At 64.9% G+C, this 17,847-nt stretch carries 15 protein-coding genes; 3 read left to right on the plus strand and 12 right to left on the minus strand.

Annotated elements, in window-relative coordinates; genetic code table 11:
• Positions 1-252: 252 nt before the first annotated feature.
• The 9 genes from CSZ94_RS15725 to CSZ94_RS15765 all read right to left on the minus strand — a co-directional run bounded on the left by CSZ94_RS15725 (position 253) and on the right by CSZ94_RS15765 (position 9,025).
• On the minus strand, positions 253-765 hold the full coding sequence (locus CSZ94_RS15725; RefSeq protein WP_102122363.1) for a lipocalin family protein: 513 nt from the start codon (positions 763-765) through the stop codon (positions 253-255).
• 20 nt (positions 766-785) lie between these two features.
• Positions 786-1,577: a substrate-binding periplasmic protein gene (locus tag CSZ94_RS15730; RefSeq protein WP_258001010.1), complete on the minus strand. Its 792-nt coding sequence runs from the start codon at positions 1,575-1,577 to the stop codon at positions 786-788.
• A 42-nt stretch (positions 1,578-1,619) separates the two neighbouring features.
• Positions 1,620-2,651 carry a type VI secretion system protein TssA gene (tssA, locus tag CSZ94_RS15735; protein ID WP_102122365.1) on the minus strand — a complete coding sequence of 344 codons (1,032 nt, stop codon included), beginning with the start codon at positions 2,649-2,651 and terminating at the stop codon, positions 1,620-1,622.
• Positions 2,652-2,672: 21 nt separating this feature from the next.
• Positions 2,673-5,327 (minus strand): type VI secretion system ATPase TssH, encoded by a 2,655-nt coding sequence (tssH, locus tag CSZ94_RS15740; protein ID WP_102122366.1) that lies wholly within the window; start codon positions 5,325-5,327, stop codon positions 2,673-2,675.
• Positions 5,324-5,800, minus strand: a complete 477-nt coding sequence (tssE, locus tag CSZ94_RS15745; protein ID WP_102122367.1) for a type VI secretion system baseplate subunit TssE — start codon at positions 5,798-5,800, stop codon at positions 5,324-5,326. Before tssE ends, tssH begins: the two co-directional genes overlap by 4 nt.
• Positions 5,801-5,866: 66 nt before the next feature.
• Positions 5,867-6,358 carry an Hcp family type VI secretion system effector gene (locus CSZ94_RS15750; RefSeq protein ID WP_102122368.1) on the minus strand — a complete coding sequence of 164 codons (492 nt, stop codon included), beginning with the start codon at positions 6,356-6,358 and terminating at the stop codon, positions 5,867-5,869.
• A 31-nt stretch (positions 6,359-6,389) separates the two neighbouring features.
• Complete coding sequence (tssC, locus tag CSZ94_RS15755; protein ID WP_102122369.1) at positions 6,390-7,880, minus strand: type VI secretion system contractile sheath large subunit; 1,491 nt, start codon at positions 7,878-7,880, stop codon at positions 6,390-6,392.
• A 1-nt stretch (position 7,881) separates the two neighbouring features.
• The gene (gene tssB, locus CSZ94_RS15760; protein ID WP_102122370.1) at positions 7,882-8,391 is read right to left on the minus strand and encodes a type VI secretion system contractile sheath small subunit; all 510 of its coding nucleotides are present in this window, start codon (positions 8,389-8,391) and stop codon (positions 7,882-7,884) included.
• 37 nt (positions 8,392-8,428) lie between these two features.
• Positions 8,429-9,025, minus strand: coding sequence for a tetratricopeptide repeat protein (locus CSZ94_RS15765; protein ID WP_258001011.1), 597 nt, complete (start codon positions 9,023-9,025; stop codon positions 8,429-8,431).
• Positions 9,026-9,300: 275 nt separating this feature from the next.
• Here CSZ94_RS15765 and tssJ point away from each other — a divergent pair, with 275 nt between their 5' ends.
• Genes tssJ through icmH form a run of 3 tightly spaced genes read left to right on the plus strand, consistent with a single transcriptional unit; the run spans position 9,301 to position 12,100 of the window.
• A complete protein-coding gene (gene tssJ / locus CSZ94_RS15770; protein ID WP_102122372.1) occupies positions 9,301-9,897 on the plus strand; it encodes a type VI secretion system lipoprotein TssJ in 597 nt (198 codons plus the stop codon).
• A gap of 50 nt (positions 9,898-9,947) precedes the next feature.
• Positions 9,948-11,318 (plus strand): type VI secretion system baseplate subunit TssK, encoded by a 1,371-nt coding sequence (tssK, locus tag CSZ94_RS15775; RefSeq protein ID WP_102122373.1) that lies wholly within the window; start codon positions 9,948-9,950, stop codon positions 11,316-11,318.
• Entirely contained in the window at positions 11,315-12,100 is a 786-nt protein-coding gene (gene icmH / locus CSZ94_RS15780) for a type IVB secretion system protein IcmH/DotU (protein ID WP_102122374.1), read from the plus strand. The genes tssK and icmH overlap by 4 nt, the downstream gene beginning before the upstream one ends.
• Here icmH and CSZ94_RS15785 read toward each other — a convergent pair whose 3' ends face one another.
• The 3 genes from CSZ94_RS15785 to tssM are packed head-to-tail and all read right to left on the minus strand — an operon-like array spanning position 12,101 to position 17,688.
• Entirely contained in the window at positions 12,101-12,889 is a 789-nt protein-coding gene (locus CSZ94_RS15785) for an OmpA family protein (RefSeq protein ID WP_102122375.1), read from the minus strand.
• 9 nt (positions 12,890-12,898) lie between these two features.
• The gene (gene tagF, locus CSZ94_RS15790) at positions 12,899-13,879 is read right to left on the minus strand and encodes a type VI secretion system-associated protein TagF (RefSeq protein WP_102122376.1); all 981 of its coding nucleotides are present in this window, start codon (positions 13,877-13,879) and stop codon (positions 12,899-12,901) included.
• Complete coding sequence (gene tssM, locus CSZ94_RS15795; RefSeq protein WP_102122377.1) at positions 13,876-17,688, minus strand: type VI secretion system membrane subunit TssM; 3,813 nt, start codon at positions 17,686-17,688, stop codon at positions 13,876-13,878. Before tssM ends, tagF begins: the two co-directional genes overlap by 4 nt.
• Between the last annotated feature and the right edge of the window lie 159 nt (positions 17,689-17,847).

Here is a 17,847-nt window from a genome sequence, read left to right on the forward strand (position 1 = left end):
TATCTGAAAAAACAATGCACAGACGCCACGAAACCGACTTGCTGCTACGTCGCAATATAGCAAGCATCTGCCGTGCGGCAATCACGAGCGGCGACGCAATGCTAGCCCCGTCACCAGAATGGCAGCACGCCATAGCGCACCACTTTGGAGCAGATTGTGAGTGAATCAGAGTGGTATTGCAAGAAAAAACATGCAGAAAAGCAACAACCAGAAGGCGCTATGCCGCCACGAACGGGCGGCAGGCAAGCAAGCTCAGTGTTGCTTCACATAGATCAATTTTGACGTATCAAAACCCAGCCCCCGCGCTTTCTCGACCAGGCGCTGCTGCAAGGCAGGGTCCATGGTGGGCGTGCGCGACAGCAACCACAAGTATGACTTGTCGGGGCCGCTGATCATGGAGTAGCTGTAATCTTGCTGGTCCAAATCAAACACGATGTAGGAACCATAGAAGGGGCCGAAAAACGACACTTTCAGGTAGCCCACGTCTTTCTTGTTCACAAAATACGCCTTGCCTTCGGCTTCCTTCCACTTCGCGTCCGCGTCCTTGTAGCCGCGATTGAGCACTTTCAGGCCGCCATCCTGGCGCAGGCTGTAATCGGCCGTCACATGGCTCAGGCCCCGTTCGAAGGAATGGTCTAGGCGCGCGATCTCATACCACTTGCCAAGATAGCGGGTCGTGTCGAAGTTGCTAACAGGCACAATATTCTCGGGCCGGCCCACACAGCCGGCCAGCACCAGCACACACAGGAACAACAGTTTTTTCATGCTCTTCTCCATAGTTGAAATCAGGGTAGCAATGCCTGCTCGACGATGCGCCGGATCGCGCCACTATTCTGCATGCGCACGATGGCGGCATTGAATTGCTCGATAAAGTCATCGCGATAAGGGTAGGCGGCCGGCTGGCGCGCCGTAAAGCCCAAGTGGCCCTGCTGGCTGGCCAGCTGTGCGGTTTGCTGTATCGCCTGCATCGGCGTACCCACCGGCCCCTCGCGCCGGATGCGCTGCAATTCCCATTGCGCCGACAGGCGGTCGCTGACATAGCAATCGATGCGCCCGCGCATCAGCTTGAGCAGATTTGTGCGCGTGCCCTTGGCCGGGTCGAGTACGATTTTTTCGGCGCGCAAGGAGGCCGTCAGCGTCGCATCGCCCAGCAAAAAACCCGCGTTCACGCCGATGTGCAGGCCGCCGTAATCGGCGGGCCACTGCCGCAGCGCGCGCCTGGCCAGCACGTCCTGATTGCACAGCACCACTAACTGCTCCATCAGCAGCGGCACGGAATAGCGCACATACGGCCGTTCGCTGCGCCACGAATACGGCGGATACAGGGCAAACGCCTCGCCCGTCTGCAACATCAACAGTCCCCGTTTGCAGGGCACAGGGCGCAGCTGCAACGCATACTTCGGCATCGATTGCGCCGCTTCGCGCACGATCTGCGTGTAGATGCCTTTCAGCTGGCCATTCTCGACGTAGGAATACGGCGGATAATCGTCGTCGCCATAGATCACCAGCGGCGTCGCAGCCCCGGCCTGCGCGCCGGCGGCGATGAACAGGCATAGCGCAGCAGGCAAGATGGACATTCTGAACATGCCCGAAGATTAGCATGGAAGCGCCACCAACGATCACCCGTTCGCGCTGTTCGTCCCCAGCATCTCGTCAAGCTGCGCCAGGGTGCCGGAGTCCTTGACGACGGCGCGCAGCCACAGGTGCAGCGGCAGTTCGCCCCAGCTGGCGGCCTTGTCGGCCAGATACGCAACGGGGCTGTGCGGCTCGGTGCGGCGGAAAAAATCGGCCACTTGGCGCAACTGGGCCAGTGCCTGCTGGCGCTGCACGATGGCGCCCCCGCCCCCGCTGACGCCCTGGCCAGCGGCGGGCGGCGCGCCGGCAAAGTCCACGCCAGATGGCAGCGGCGCGATGCAATGAATGACGTTTTCCAGCGCTTCGCGCGCGGCGCGAAAACTCGGGCCATCGGTGCCGAAACGCGCATCGACGCTGCGTTCGAACGCCAGCAGCGACTGCATGCAGTATTGTGCTTCGGCCAGCAATGCGTCGGAAAAGGCGCGTGTATTCCTTTGCCGCGACGCCTCCATCTGCGCCAGGGTCGCCCCTTCGTCGTGGCGCGCATCGCCCCATCCCTGCTCCGCTGCGCCCTGCGCCAGGCTGGCCGCCGCGCGCTGGCGCGCCGCATCGAAATCCTGCAGTGAAAATAGGCCGTCGGTGCCATCGGTCAGCGGGATCTCGCGCAGCAGCTGCGGCGTGCGCGATAGCAGCCAGAAGACATTGCCGATGCGCTGTTCCTGGTCGCCCTCTTCCGCAGGCGGGTACAAGCCTTCCCAGTAACGCTCGCACAGGCCGGCCAGCAGCGCGTAGCCATCGCCCAGGCCACGAAAGTGGCGCGTTTTCGCGTGCGCTTCGGCCAGCCATACGGCCACGCGCAAATCCTTGCTGCGCGCTGCGATCAGCTGTTCGCAGCGCGTCGCCACGAAAGGCCAGTCGGCCTCCTTCAACGCCGTTACCCACTCGCCCTGGTCAAGGCTGGGATCATCATGCTGGCGCGCGCGCGCGATGGCGTCGAGCTCCTGGCTGAAAGTGATGTCTTCGCCGCAAGGGCTGACGGCGCTGACGGGGTGCAGCAATTGATCGAGATTGAACATGGCGCTCTCCGCGGGGTGACCTTATTTGATGATGTACTTGAACTGTCCCTGCTTGCTGGCGCTGACGCGTATCGAGGTGATCGGCTCGCCTTCTGCCATGCGCGCCAGCACCGCTTCGGCGATCGCCGGCAGCAGGCTGCCGTTGAGGATCTGCTCGACATTGCGCGCACCCGAGTCGACCTCGGTGCAGCGCGCCAGCACCGCCTCGACCAGGCCCGCATCATGGCTGAACTGCGCCTGGTGGTTGCGCGCGATGCGCGCGCCGATGCGCGCCAGTTTCAGGACGATGATCTCGGCCAGCACCGCATCGTTCAGCGGATAGAACGGCAGCACCTTCAGGCGCCCCAGCAAGGCGGGCTTGAAATGCGCCACCAGTTGCGGGCGCACCAGCTCTTCCAGCGCGGCCGGCGTGGGCAAATCCTGCGCTGCCCGGTTCAGGCAGGCGGCCATCATGGCGCCGGAACCCAGGTTCGAGGTGGCGATGATGATGGTGTTGCGAAAATCGACTTCGCGCCCTTCCGCGTCATCGAGCACGCCCTTGTCGAAGACCTGGAAGAACAGCTCCAGCACGTCGGGATGGGCCTTTTCAGCCTCGTCGAGCAGCACCACGCTGTAGGGCTGGCGCCGCACGGCTTCCGTCAGCACGCCGCCCTCGCCATAACCGACATAGCCGGGCGGCGAGCCTTTCAGGCCGGCCACGCTGTGGGCTTCCTGGTATTCGCTCATGTTGATGGTAATGAGCTTGCGCTCGCCGCCATACAGCAGGTCGGCCAGCGCCAGCGCCGTTTCCGTCTTGCCCGTGCCGGATGGCCCAGTGAACAAAAACACGGCTTGCGGCTTGTTCGGGTCATCCAGGCTGGCGCGCGCCGTGCGCACGCGCTGCGCCACCGCCGCGATGACGTGGTCCTGGCCCAGCACCCGTTCGCGCAGCGCCCCATCCAGTGTCAGCACCGTGCGAATCTCGTCCTTGAGCATTTTCCCCAGCGGGATGCCGGTCCAGCCGGCGACGATGCCGGCCACCACCTGCGCATCGACTTCCAGCGGCGCCAGCGGCGTTTCTGCCTGCAGAGCTGTCAGTTCTTCCTTCAGTGCCAGCAGGCGTGCCGCGCCGACTTCGCCCGGCCGCTCGCCGCGCAGCAGCCCACGCAAGTCGCCAATCTGCGCCACCAGCGCCTTTTCACGCTCCCAGCGCTGCGCCAGTGCCGCAATCACCGCCTGTCCTTCCTCATGCTCGCGCCGCAGCTGCGCCAGGCGCATGGCACCGGCTTTATCGGGGGCTTCGCCATCGCTGGCCTCGCGGATCAGGGCGGCGATTTCCGCGCCGATGCGTTCCTGCCGCCGGTTCGCGTTTTCCAGCTGCGCCGGCGTGGCACACTGGCCCAGCGCCACCTTGGCGCACGCCGTATCGAGCACGCTGATGGCCTTGTCGGGCAACTGGCGCCCGCTGATGTAGCGGTGCGACAGGCGCACCGCCTCGACGATGGCGGCGTCGCGCACGCGGATGCCGAAATGGCGCTCCATCAGCGGCGCCATGGCGCGCAGCATGGCGCAGGCAATGTCTTCGCCCGGTTCTTCCACCTTCACCACCTGGAAGCGCCGTGCCAGCGCCGCATCCTTCTCGAAATATTTTTTGTACTCGCTCCAGGTGGTGGCGGCAATCGTGCGCAGGGCGCCGCGCGCCAGCGCCGGTTTCAGCAAATTGGCCGCGTCGTTCTGCCCCGCCTGGCCACCGGCGCCGATCATGGTGTGCGCCTCGTCGATGAAGAGAATGATGGGGTGCGGGCTTTTCGCCACCTCGTCGATGACATTCTTCAGCCGGCTTTCGAATTCTCCCTTCACGCTGGCGCCGGCCTGCAGCAAGCCCATGTCGAGCGCGTGGATGTGCGCGCCCTGCAGCACCTCGGGCACGTCGCCGGCGGCGATGCGCAAGGCCAGGCCTTCCACCACGGCCGTCTTGCCCACGCCCGCCTCGCCGGTGAGAATCGGATTGTTCTGGCGCCGGCGCAGCAGAATGTCGACGGCCTGGCGTATCTCCGCCTCGCGGCCGATCACGGGATCAAGCTTGCCGTCGCGCGCCAGTTGCGTCAGGTCGGTGGTGAACTGGTCCAGCGCCGGGGTCTTGCTGGCCAGGGCAGTCAGCGGATCGCAAGGTGTTTCGGAAAGCTGCGGCGCAGCCGCAGTTTCCTCCTCGCCGGAGCCCGCCGTCAGTTTGTCCGGATGATGCTTCAATTGCTCGACGCTGAAACGGGCGAACAGCTTCGAGCCGCGGTAGGCAAGCTGCGACAGTTCCGGCTCCGTCAACAGCGCCAGCAACAGATGGCGGCTGCGGATGGTGGCCGGCCGGGTGGCATCCACCACCGTGCCCAGTGAGGCAATCAACCAGGCATGTTCGAACAGCAGCGGCAAGTGGGGCGAAAACACGGGCGTGCGCGCACTGCCTGTCCGGAAGCTGCCGATCTCGCGGCGCAGGTCGGCCTCCAGCGCCGTCAGGCTGATTTCGCTGCGCCGCGCGATGGTGACGAAATCGCTGCGCTCCTGCTCCAGCAGGGCCAGGAACAGGTGTTCGATATCGACTTCATACTGGCCCAGTCCCACGCAGATGCCGGCGGCGCGGGTGGCCGCCGTGCGCGCAGTGTCGTTCAGTTTGGCGATCAGGGTTTTCAAATTATTGCTCATGCGGCGGCTCCCTTGCGGTTGATCGAATAGCGCAGCGACGACGGCTGCAGCACGGCGTCGAAATTGACCGTCTCGCCGCCGGATATCACGGCCAGGGTGCCGCTGATGACGAAGCCCACGCGGTTGATGCTGCCCGCTTCGCGCTCCAGGCGGGCGCGCACATTGCGCAGGCGCGGTTCATGGCGTTCGATGGCGGCCTTCAGCGCGGCGCAGATGCGGGCGCGGTCATCGCTGCTGGAGAGGCACATGCCGGCGAAATCGATCAGGCCATAGTTGACGATGGACGCCGCGCATTCCGGATACGCGTCCAGCGCGCCGGGCGGCAGGGCCACGCGCGTGTTGAGCAGCTCTTCCAGGTCGCGCGCCACCGCATCCTTCAATTGCTCCAGCGACAGGCGCACCGCCACGCCGCCCGCTGCCGCACCGCCGTCGCCCATCAGGCGGTCGAACAGGCCAGGTATATAACTGTCCATGCGCTCTCCTGAAAAGTCGGCGCGGCGCGCGGGCGAAGGTGGCCGCCGCGCGCCGCGCACCATGGATCAAGCCACGCGGTTCGCGGCCAGGTCCCAGCCGCCCGAGGTATTGCCGCCGGCGCCGCCCGTCACTTTTTGCTGCGTGTATTTCCACTTCACTTTCGAGAACTTGAAGCCGACGTGTTCGCCCAGGATGTCGCCTTCTTCCACGTTCGGCGTGACGGCGCCGATCAGCACATTCTCGATTTCGATTTCAAAGTACTTGACGCGTTCGCCCTGGCCGTCGGCGCGCATGAATTCGAAGCGCGCCTTCGGAATGGTCTTGCCGGCCGAGCAGGTCTGCAGCAGCACCGGCGAGGCCAGGTCGGCCAGCTTGGAGATGACGATGTCCTTGTGCTCGCAGCGTTCGGTCGTGTGGCCGCCCCCCGTCGAGGCGGTGGCGGACTTCGGCTGCTCGACGCTCCAGCTGACCGATTTGCACTCGATCCAGTCCTTGTGCTTGTCATCGGTGGACTCGCCTTTGATGCCGTCTATCTGCAGATATACATCGATTGCCATGGTGTGCTCCTGTGGTTGAAAGATGGGTGGATCATGCATTGGTCGACTTCGGCAACTCCGCGACCAGTCGGAGCGAAACGGATAATTCATCGAGCTGGAAGTGCGGCCGCAGGAACGACACGGCGCGGTACACGCCGGGCCGGCCCGGCACTTCATGCACCTGCACGGAAGCCTCGCGCAGGGGGAACTGCGCCTTCTGTTCCTGGCTGGCGTTATCGTCGAGCAGCACGTACTGCATCAGCCAGCGGTTCAAGAAGTCTTCCACGTTGGAGGCGGCGGCAAAGCTGCCGATCTTGTCGCGCATCATGGCCTTCATGTAATGGGCGATGCGCGAGACGGCGAAGATGTACTGCAGTTGCGACGACAGCACCGCGTTCGCGTTGGCCGCGTCGCTGTTGTACTTGCGGCTTTTCTGCGCCGACTGGGCGCCGAAGAAGGCGGCATACGCCGTGTTCTTGCAGTGCACCAGCGAGATGAAACCGAGGTCCGACAATTCCTTTTCGCGGCGATCGGTGATCGCCACTTCGGCCGGGCATTTCAGGGCCACGTCGCCCTCGTCGGTCTTGAAGGTGTGGGTGGGCAAGTCGTCCACCAGGCCGCCGCCCTCCACGCCGCGGATAGCGGCGCACCAGCCGTAATCGGCAAAGGCGCGCGTCAGTTTGCAGCCGAACGCATACGCGGCGTTGCACCACAGGTATTTGTGATGGTCGCTGCCGTCGACTTCCTCGACAAAGTTGAAGCCTTCGACGGTGGTGCCATCGACGGGATTGAAGGGCAGCCGGCCCAGGAAGCGGGGCAAGGTCAGGCCGACATAACGCGCATCCTCGGATTCGCGAAAGGCTTTCCATTTCGCGTACTCGATGGTGTCGAACACCTTGGCCAGGTCGCGCGGCTTGCCCAGGTCGCCGTAGCTTTCCAGGCCAAACAGCTCGGGCGCGGCCGAAGCGATGAAGGGCGCATGCGCGGCGGCGGCAATGTGCGACATCTGCTCGACGAAATACATGTCTTCCGGCTGACGGGAAATGGCGAAGTCGCCCAGCAGCGCGGCGAACGGCGCGCCGCCGAAGGTGCCGAATTCCTCTTCGTAGACTTTCTTGAACATGCTGCTCTGGTCGAACTCCAGCGCCGCCTGGAAATCCTTCACCAGTTCGCGTTTGGTGGCGTTGAACATGCGTATCTGCAGGCGCGTGCCCGTATCGGAATTGCCGACCAGGTAGCGCAGCCCCGTCCAGCTTTGCTCAAGCTGCTGGAACGGCGCCGCGTGCATGATTTCGCTGAGCTGGGCGGAAATCAGGCGGTCGATTTCCGCCACGCGCGCGTCCAGCGTGGCCGACAGGCTGGTCGACATCAGCACCGTGCCGTCGAGTACCTGCGCCACCAATTCCGAAATGAGATCGCGCGCACGCGCATGTTCGGCGCCGGACTTGGCGACGCGGCTTTGCTCGACGATCTGGTCCAGCAAGTCGGTCGCCGCCGGCGCACCGGGGGCGGCTACTTCAAGGGCTACTGCCTGGGCGCTCATCTCAATCCTCCTGCGCTGGGAACTGCGGTTTCAGGGTGGCCAGACTGTCGGTGTTGTTCAGCACTTCCGTCAGCAAGTCTTCCAGCTTGTCGTTGCCGGCCAGCTTGTTGCGCAAATCGGCCAGCTTGGTGCGCGCCTCGAGCAGCTTGCGCAAGGGGTCGACCTGGCGCACCACCGATTCCGGGCGGAAGTCATCCATCGAGCGGAAGTGCAGGTCGACGGCAAACGTGCCGCCCGCCTCGCTGATGCGGTTCGGCACGGCGAAACGCGCCACCGGCTCCACGCCGGCCAGCACTTCGTCGAAGTTGTCACGGTCGATGGCGACGAACTTGCGGTCCTTCAGGCGTTTTTTCTCGCTGTCCGGATTGCCGCCAAAATCGCCCAGCACGCCGACCACGAAGGGCAGCTCCTTGTTTTCAATCGCGTTGCCAATCTCGACGTCGTAAGTCATTTGCACGCGCGGCGCGCGTATCTTTTGCAGGCGTTTTTGCACGCTGTCGGACTTGGGCATGTCGCTTCCTTTGCAAAGGGATGGTGGGGATGCTGGCTTATTTCAAGCCGCTGAACGGATCGGCCGCGCTGCCTTGCTGCGCCGCGCCCTTCGCCGCCGGCGTGCCAGAGCCGGATGTGGCAGCGCGCTTGCCGGCCGCCGGCGGACGCTTGGCCGGCGGCACCAGCACGTCTTCGCCGATGCTCGCGCGCAGCAGCTTGGCCAGGTCCTGCGCTTCCGAGCGCAGCGAGCCATTCAGATTGTTTTGCCGCGACAGGTCGGCCAGCGCCTTGCCGGACAGGCGCAAGCCGCTGACGGCGACGATGCTGTGGGCGACCTTGTCGTCCGGGTCACGCTCCAGCGCTTCGAGCGCATGGCCGATGGCGTCGCCGTACTGGCCACGGTCGAACTTCATCTGCGCCATTTGCAGCCACGGCGCCTTGTCGGCCGGGTAGCTGCTGCCACCACCCTTGAGCAGGGTCATGGCACGTTCGTACTGGCCGGCGCGCGCGGCCGCATCGGCGTCGCTCATCACTTGCGCCAGGGTCGGCGCGGCAGGTTTCCTGGGCGCCAGCTGCTCTGGCGTGGCGCAGGCGGCCAGCAGCAAGGCGCTGGCGAGGCAGGCAATACGGGGCAACATGGTGGCTGGCTTCATCGGGCATTCCTTCACGTGGAGGACGCTACCGCTGGGAAAGATGGGCGGCGCCTTGGTGGAGGCCATTATTGATCGCCAATTTTTTTGCCAGATTGAGATTAATCAGCAAAGAAGAAGTTCCACGCTACAGCGGCGTGCGGCGACATGAATCCTGATCTGGCGCAGTAATTGTATTGATCGCAGACGGACTTTGCGGCAACGCAAGCAGGTCGCCCGTGCATGGGATTAAATGGCAGCAACACTTTTATTTCCCCCTCCCTTTGCAAAGCAAACCCATGCCATCTGACGCCTCTTTCCGCCTGGCCCGCGCCGCCGCGCTAGTGCTGCTGATGTTGCCGCAAGCGTTGCTGCAGGCCGGCTGTGCGGGCGGCGCCATCGGCACCCTGGCCAACGCGGCGCTGCAGATGGCCGGCGTGGCCAAGCCGCCGCCCGAACTGCCCGACGCGCAAAAACCGCCGCGCAATGTCAGCATCCGCCTGCACGCGGCGCAACGCCTCAACACCGATGCAGAAGGCCGGCCGCTGGCGCTGGTGGCGCGCATCTACAAGCTGCGACAGAGCGCCGCCTTCGAGCAGGCTCCATACGATAGCTTCCTCGACACGCAACGTGAAAAGGCCGCGCTGGGCGCCGACCTGATGGAAGTGAAGGAAGTGCTGCTGGTACCTGGCCAGCGCTACGAAGTGCAGGAGAAAGTCAGCAAGGAAGCGTATTTCATCGGCGTGGTGGCCCTGTTCCGCGCGCCTGCGGCACAGCGCTGGCGCGCCACCTTTGGCGCCGCCGAGGCGGAACGCGGCGGCATCACCGTCGGCCTGCATGCGTGTGCGCTGAGCGTCAGCGGCACGTCCACGCTGTCGGCTCCGCGCTGCCAGTAGCGCAAGTGAATGATGTACACCCGCACGCCACACATTCAAGGAGAAACGAGATGGGCATGGCAGCGAAAGTCTTGTGGGGAGAAGGCCTGTTCCTGCGGCCGCAGCATTTCCAGCGCCAGGATCAATATCACGAAGCGCGCCTGCATCACACGGCCAGCGCGCTGCATCCCTATCTGTGGGGCGTGGCACAGATGCAATGGGACCTGGCGGCGCTAAAGACGGGCACCCTGCGCCTGCAGGCCCTGTCGGCGATCTTCCGCGACGGCGAAGTGTTCGAGGCGCTGGGCGACGGAGCACCGGGCAGCGACACCCTGCCCCCACCGGTGGACCTGGAAGCGCTGCCGCCGGCGGTGCAGGAAGTGAGCTATTACGCGGCCCTGCCCATCCTCAACCGCGAAGGCATGAATTACACGGCGCAAGCGTCAACGGCAGGTACGCCTGCAGCCACGCGCTTTGCGCACGCCATGCGCGCCACGCCCGACCTGTTTACGGAATCCGCCGTGGCCGACGTGGCCTACCTGAAAAAAACCGTGCGCCTGATTCCCGACAGCGAGGCGCGCGGCTCCTATGACTGCCTGCCGCTGATCGCCCTGCGGCGCACGGTGTCGGGCGGCTTCGAGCCCGTGCCCTCGTTCATGGCGCCCAGCCTGGCGATCGCCGGCGCGCCGCGCCTGCAAGGCGTGCTGGAACACCTGCTCGACGCGCTGCAGGCGAAAGTGAGCGCGCTGCACGGCCACCACCGGAAGCCGAGCCGCAACGTGATCGAATTCCGCTCGGGCGACGTGTCCTCGTTCTGGCTGCTGCACACGGTCAGCACGGCCGCCGCCGCGCTAATGCACTATGTGCGCCATCCGGCCCTGCATCCGGAGCGCCTGTACGAGGCGCTGCTGGGCCTGGCGGGCGGCCTGCTCAGCTACTCCAAACATTACACCCTGGCCAGCCTGCCCGCCTACGACCACGCGCAGCCGGGCATCTGCTTCGATGCCATCGATGCCATCATCCGCGAACTGCTCGACACCGTCATCTCGTCGAAGTATTTTTCCATCGCCCTGCTCGAGGACAAGCCGTCGTACTATCTGGGCAAGCTCGATTCGGGCAAGATCGACCAGCACACCACCTTGTACCTGGCGATTCGCGCCGCCATGCCCGCCATCGAACTGGTGGACGTGGTGCCGTTGCGGGTAAAAGTGGGCGCGCCCGACGACGTGGAAAAATGCGTGCTGACGGCCATGCCCGGCCTGAAGCTGTCGCACGCGCCGCAAGTGCCGGCGGCCATTCCCGTGCGGCCCGACACCTATTATTTTGCGATTGAAAACCGCGGCCTGCTGTATGAGCAGATGCTCAAGGCGCAGTCGATTTCCGTGTACGTGCCAGCCGGCATACGCGACCTGCAGCTGGAACTGATCGCGGTGACGGCATGAGCCAGCTCATCGAACGGCGCGCGGTGCCCTCCCTGCTGGGATCACGCGGTACCGCCCCGGCAGGCAATAGCCGGCATGCCGGCAGCGCCCTGCTGGACCTGATGCACGAAGGCTTTTACATGCTGTTCATGCTGAAGCACGGTTCGGCGCCCGGCGACGAGCAAAGCTTCATGGACCGCATCACGGCCTTTCTCGACGACTTCGAACGGGAAGCGAAAAAGATCCGCGCCGATGGCGACGGTATCGAGGCGGCCAAGTATGCGTTTTGCGCGGCAGTCGATGAAATCATCCTGGCGTCGCCTTTCTCCCTGCGCAAGCAGTGGGAGCGGCGCCCGCTGCAGTTGCTGATCTTTGGCGACCAGCTGGCCGGCGAACACTTTTTCGACCGCCTCGACGCCCTGCGCGGCAAGGGCGCCATGCGTGTGCAGGCGCTGCAAGTCTTCCACATGTGTTTGTTGCTGGGATTCCAGGGCAAGTATGCGATCGACGGCGGCGAAAAACTCAGTTACCTGACGGCGCGCCTGGGCGACGAGATCGCCCACATCAAGGGCAAGAGCCGTGGCTTCGCGCCGCGCGCGGAACGCCCCGACCAGGTGGTCAACAAACGCGGCAGCGACGTGCCGCTATGGGCGCTGTCGAGCTTTTTCGCCCTGCTGGCCATCTGCGCCTACCTGGGCTTGAAAACGCATCTGACGCGCGGCACGCAAACGACGCTGGCCGCGTATGCGGACCTGGTCAAGCTGGCGCCACGCCCGGCGCACCTGAGCATCACCTTGCCATGATCATTGCGCGATTCTGAACTCGATGCGCCGGTTTCTTGCCCGGCCATCTGCCGTGGCGTTGCTGGCCACGGGACGGTCCGGGCCCTGACCCGACACCAGCACCGACTCGGCCGCGATGCCCTTGCTGCCCAGGTAGGCGCGCACGGCTTCAGCGCGCGCCTGGCTCAGGGCCACATTGCTGGCGCGCAAGCCCGTGTCGTCCGTGTGACCAATCACCTCCACCTTGCGTCCCCGCAGCTTGAGCATGACGGCCGCCATCTCGTCGAGGATGGCCAGGCCGGCCGGCGTGATGGAAGCCTTGCCGCTGTCGAATTCGATGATGCGTTTATCCAGCGCCGCATCGAGCAAGCCCTGCTCGGCCTCGGCCGCCTTGACGCGCAAGCCATTGTTGACGGTGTAAGTGGGATTGAGGCTGGTGGCGATGTCGCTGGCGATCTGCTGGCGCTGCGCCTCGTTCGCCACTTCGCCGCGCACGCTGACGTTGTTGCCGGCGATGCTGATCTGCCCCCGTGAAATGAGCTTCAGGTTCGGTGCAATCAGCTTTTGCACGTAAGCGTTCCAATTGGCCGGCACGGCCACGTTGCCGATGGCGATCTGGTCGACCACACGCTCGGCGCCATACAGTTCGCGCAGGCGGGCCAGCACGGCCGCCTTGCCCGCCTCGTCGGCCAGCGTGCCCGTGACGAGGATTTGCCCCGGCATGGGCGTCTGGGGCGCTTGCGCCTGCGCCAGGGCGCGGCAGGGGGTGGCAGCGGCAAGCAGCAGCAGGAAGAAAACGGGTGGCTTCATCGCAATCCTTCAGGCAAAGGTATCGGCAAACATGGCGCAGGCCGAGCGCAGCGACAGCTGCTCCTGCTGCAGGCAGGCGGACAACTGGCGCAGCGCCGCATCGTCTCCCAGTTGCTCGTCCACCCAGTCGAGCTGGTCGAACACGATCAGCCGTTCGCTGCCGGCCTGCGGATCGATCAGCGCGCGCAGGCCATGCGGGTCGGCGCCGCAAAAACCGATCACCAGCACGGGCGCCTCGTCGAGGTGGGAAAAAAACAGCGCCAGTTCAAAATCGGCCTGGCGCAGGAAAGGCGCGATCAGGTGCAGCCAGAAACTGGCCACCAGTTCGCGCAGCGGCGCTTCATGCGGCAGCGGCAGCACCAGGCTTTTCTCCAGGCGCGGCAAGCCGCTGCGGCGCACCGGCTGCAGCAGCAGGCCCAGTCCCAGCAGCAGTTCGCGCACCGTCACGGGGAACGCGGGCGAGGCCAGCATCGCCTGCAGGCCATGCACCGTCTGCGCCTGCAAAAAGGCGGCCAGCCGCGCCGCATGACACGGTGCGGCCGGTTCGACCTCCACCACGTTGCCGGCCAGCGCCAGCAGCGCCGGACCCGGCTCGGTGCTGGCCAAAATACCCTGCGACAGCTGCTCCACGCGCTGCCACAGCGGCGCCAGCGCCAGCGGGCTGCAGGCGACAAAAATGTCGGCATCGTCGACTTCCAGCGCGCCCATGGCCATGAAGGGAAAGCGCCGCTGCGACTGGTCATTGCTCGCTTCCAGGCGCCCGGCGATGGCGCGCCGGCTGCGCGTGCCGACAAAGGCAAAGCGCAGCGGCGGCAAGGCGTCGTAATTGAGCTTCCAGCGCGGCTCCACCGTCAGGGCACTCATGACCTGCGCCAGCCAGTCGTCGAGCAGCTGCACCAGCGCGTGATTATCGCAAGCCTTGATGAAATCGCCGCGCGCGGGGATCTTGCCGAAGTACCCCAGGCGCACCTGCTGCGGCGCGCGCATCATGGCGCCATCCCGGGCACCACCGCGGCTGCGATGGCTGGCGCGGGCGCGGCGGGAACGCCGACGATGGTCTCGGGCAGCTGCATGCCGCGAAAGCCCTGCTCCTGCACCGCAGTGGCGGCACCGGCGCCTGTCGTTTCGGCGCTGCTGGTGATTTTCAGGTCGACCGCCACGGCCACCTCGCCGCGCACCCAGCGCAGTTCGAACACGCCGCCATCCTTGCGCTTTTTGGTGGCCGCATCGATCATGCGTTTCAAGCCGAATTGCCCCGGCTCGTTGAACAGCTCCAGCGTGCGTCCGTCGAAGGTGACGGCGGTGATGCGCGCGCCCTGGACGCCGGACGCGCCCTGCGGGCCGGGATGAACCATGTTCGTCCACTGCGCCGGCGTGTTGCGGTAGCGCAGCTGCTGACCGTCGATCTCCACCGTGTATTCCAGGGTGCCCGGCGCGGGCGACGGCTGGATCTGGAACACGGTTTGCGCTGCCGTCGACGTGGCCGCCACGCCGCCCGCGCCCAGCGGCGCGATCCAGCCGGGAAAGCGCGCCACCACCTGCGGCGACAGGCTGATGCCCATGTCGGCCCAGGTGCGCGGCGCCAGCATGTCGCCGCGCCGCACCACCAGGGGACCCATGGAGGTGGTGACGAATTTCGCCACCAGCCCTTCCGGGCCGAAGAACTGGCCGATCTCCAGGTTGCTCGCCTCGATGCGCGCGGCTGGGGCAAACGGATATTTATTGGCCAGCGATTTCTGGAACGGTTCGTACACCTGCGCCGCCCAGGTCTTGTTGATCTCCAGTTCCGCCGGCGCGACGATGACGGCAAAGGTCTGCATCAATGGCCGCACGAGGATGGGACGGATGGCCTGCTTTTGCGCGTCGCTCATCCCCGTGAGCATCTGCTCGTCGACCAGTTTCAGACTGTCGGCCAGTTCGGAACCGCTGCCTTCCAGCGTCTGCTGCATGAACTGGCGCGCACCCGGCCCCGCGTCGCCCTGATTCTTCAGCAAGTTCAAACGGCTGCGCAACTTCGACAGCGCCTCCAGATACGCGCGCATCAAGGACGCATTGTTGTCCCTGGCCGCCACCAGCTTGCCCACGCCGGCAAATTCGCGCCCCACGGGACCCATGGGTTTGTCCAGGCGGGCCGGGTCGATCTGCGCATTGATGCCGGGATTGGCCGTCAGCTGCGATGGCGCGCGGCGCAGCACGGTTTCCTTGAACCAGGCGACGATGCCCCGCTCGGCCTTGCGCAATTGCGCATTCTGCAGCGCCGGGTTGTCCCACGAGGTTTCTGCGTAAATGGTCGTCAGCAGTTTGGCGATCGGCGACGCTTGCGGGTCGCCCAGGCGATTCATCGCTTGCACGGCGCCGTCAAAGCCTTTCAAGTCGGCGACGGCGACGCCCTGCACGAATTTTTGCCACTCGCGCGCATAGTCGGTCTTGTACATGGCCACCAGGTTTTTCTCGATCTGTTCCGGACTGCCTTCCAGGGTCAGGTCGTCGGTGGAGGCGCTTTTCAGCACCCAGTCGGCACTTTGCAGCTCGCGGTTGGCGGCATCGCGAAACGCGCCTTCGACGAACTTTTCCCAGGCCTGGCGCGTAAAGGCGCCGGAGACGGCGTAACTGCCCGCCAGCAGCGCCTGATCCTGTTCGCCGACGATGCGCGCCACCGTCATGCCGGGAAAACGCGTCGAGGCGCGCGCCTTGACGTCGGCATACACGCGCTCGCGCGCCGGCATGCCGCGCACCACGCGGCGCAGGTTTTCGCGGGCCTGGTCGACCAGCGCCAGCTTCTGTTCTATGCGCGGCCAGGACGGGTCGCCGATCTGCGCCAGGTAAAACGTCAGCAGCCGTTCGGCGCTGCGTATCATCTGCTCGCGCGGCATGGCGCCCCGGTTGCCTTCCAGCCAGCCGCGCCAGAAGCGCGTCAGCTGGTCGTTCAGATGACTGCTCTCGGCATGCGCCTTATCGGCCAGCATCAGATAGGTTTTCAGCGCATTGTAGGCATCCTCCACATTCGTCGCGCTGGCCGCCTGGTACTGCACGCTGCGCGGCGCGACAGGTGATGCCGCGCCTGGCGTCTGCGGCGTGCGCGCCGTGGGCTGCAACTGCTCGGCGCTGGCGTTCATTTCGAACAGCAAGGCTTCCAGCGCGCCCGCCACGGGGTCCAGCATGACCTGGCGCGCGCCGGCAAAATACTCTTCGCGCAGCTTGCGTTCAAGCAGTTCACCTTGATACAGGCCCAGGCGCAAAGACCAGGGCCGTTGCGTGCGGTACGCTTCCAGCTGCTCGATGCGGTCCTGCAAGATCTCCAGCGCTTCCAGGCGCGACTGCAAGTCCAGGCGGCGCTCCTGCAGTTTCACCACCTTGTTTAAATCGGCCTCCACATTGGCCACCAGTTGCCGGTTGCCCAGGTAAGACCAGCTCCAGCCGCCCAGGCAAGCCCCCAGCGACACCGTGGCGGCAAAAAACACGGCGTACTTGAAGCGCAGCTTGGCGCGGTTGGCATAGTTGGCCACCAGGTGCTTGTCGGCAAAAATCACCTTGCGGAACAGTTCCAGCAGGAAATAGCCATGCTGGCGCGCACCGGACGGCGCTGCGGCCGGGGCCGGCGCGTAGGCCAGGTCGAAGCGGCGCGCCACCTGCTGCGAGGAGGCACTCACGGGCTCGCCCTCCTGCAGCGCGCTGGTGAAATAAAAGCCGCGGAACACGGGCTGGAACTGGAACGGGTTTTCCTCGAACAGGGTGGCGATGAAAGCACGCAGGGCCGGCTTGACGGCGGCAAATTCCAGCGGGAAGGTAAACACGCCCGGCGCCATCGTCTTGCGTTGCCGGTGCGCCATGTTGGCCAGGCTCAGCTCCGTCAAGCCATCGTGCAATTCATCAAAACTCTGGTCGAAAAACGCCAGCAGGTCCGCCGTGGGCAACTTGCGCTGGTATGGCATGGTGGCGCCCCAGACGCGCTCGCGCTCGCTGCGTTCGGCATCGGCAAAAAATTCCGTGAAGCCGGCGATCAGGTCGGTCTTGGTAAACACGATGTACAGGGGCGCGAACACTTCCAGGCGTTCGATGACGTCCTGCACGCGCTTGCGCAGGCTACGCGCCAGTTGCATGCCGACATCGGGATCGCCTTTCAATTCGGCTATGCTGACGGCGATGAGGATGCCGTTGATGGGCGCCTTGCGCCGGTATTTTTTCAGCAGGTCGAGAAAGCCGAACCACTCGCCGCGATGCTCGTCGACGACGCAGTAGCGTCCCGCCGTGTCGAGCACGATACCGTCCGTGGTGAAAAACCAGTCGCAGTTGCGCGTGCCGCCCACGCCTTGCACGATCTTGCCATCGGCGAAAGGGAATTGCAGGCCCGAATGCAGGATGGCGCTGCTCTTGCCGGCGGCCGGATTGCCGATGATCATGTACCACGGCAATTCGTACAGGGCGGCAGCGCCTGATTTGAGGCCCAGCTTGGACGTCTTGATGGTCTCGATGGCGGCCAGCATGCCCGTGCGCACGGCGTCGAATTCGCCCTGCTGGGTACTATTGGCCGTCGAGGCCGAGGCCGCTTGCGCGGCGGCGATTTCAGCCTCGTTGAGGATGGCCTGGCCCAACGCCTGTGCGTCGCGTCGCGCGCGGCGCCGGCGCCACAGCCACAGGCCCAGCCAGGTCAGAAAGGCCAGCAGCAGCAAGCCCAGCGCCCAGATCAGCGCCACTTCCAGCACCTCGGCACCCAGGTACAGGAACACGGCCAGCGCCACGAAGCCGAGGATGGTCAGATGGCGGCTGTCGGTGAGGAAATGCCAGATTCGTCGCAGCATGATAAGCCCAGGGTGAGGTCGCAAAGCAAGGCGGATTCGGTCCATCCTGACAGCAATGCGGCACGCCTTTGTTGACATATGACAAGTACCAGGCGCCAGCGCGCGGCAGGCGCTGGCATGCCATTGATGCTGCGCAAGCAAGCTTGCAGCGGTGAAAAT

The organism is Janthinobacterium sp. ROICE36 (assembly GCF_002869965.1).
Lineage (GTDB): Bacteria > Pseudomonadota > Gammaproteobacteria > Burkholderiales > Burkholderiaceae_D > Janthinobacterium.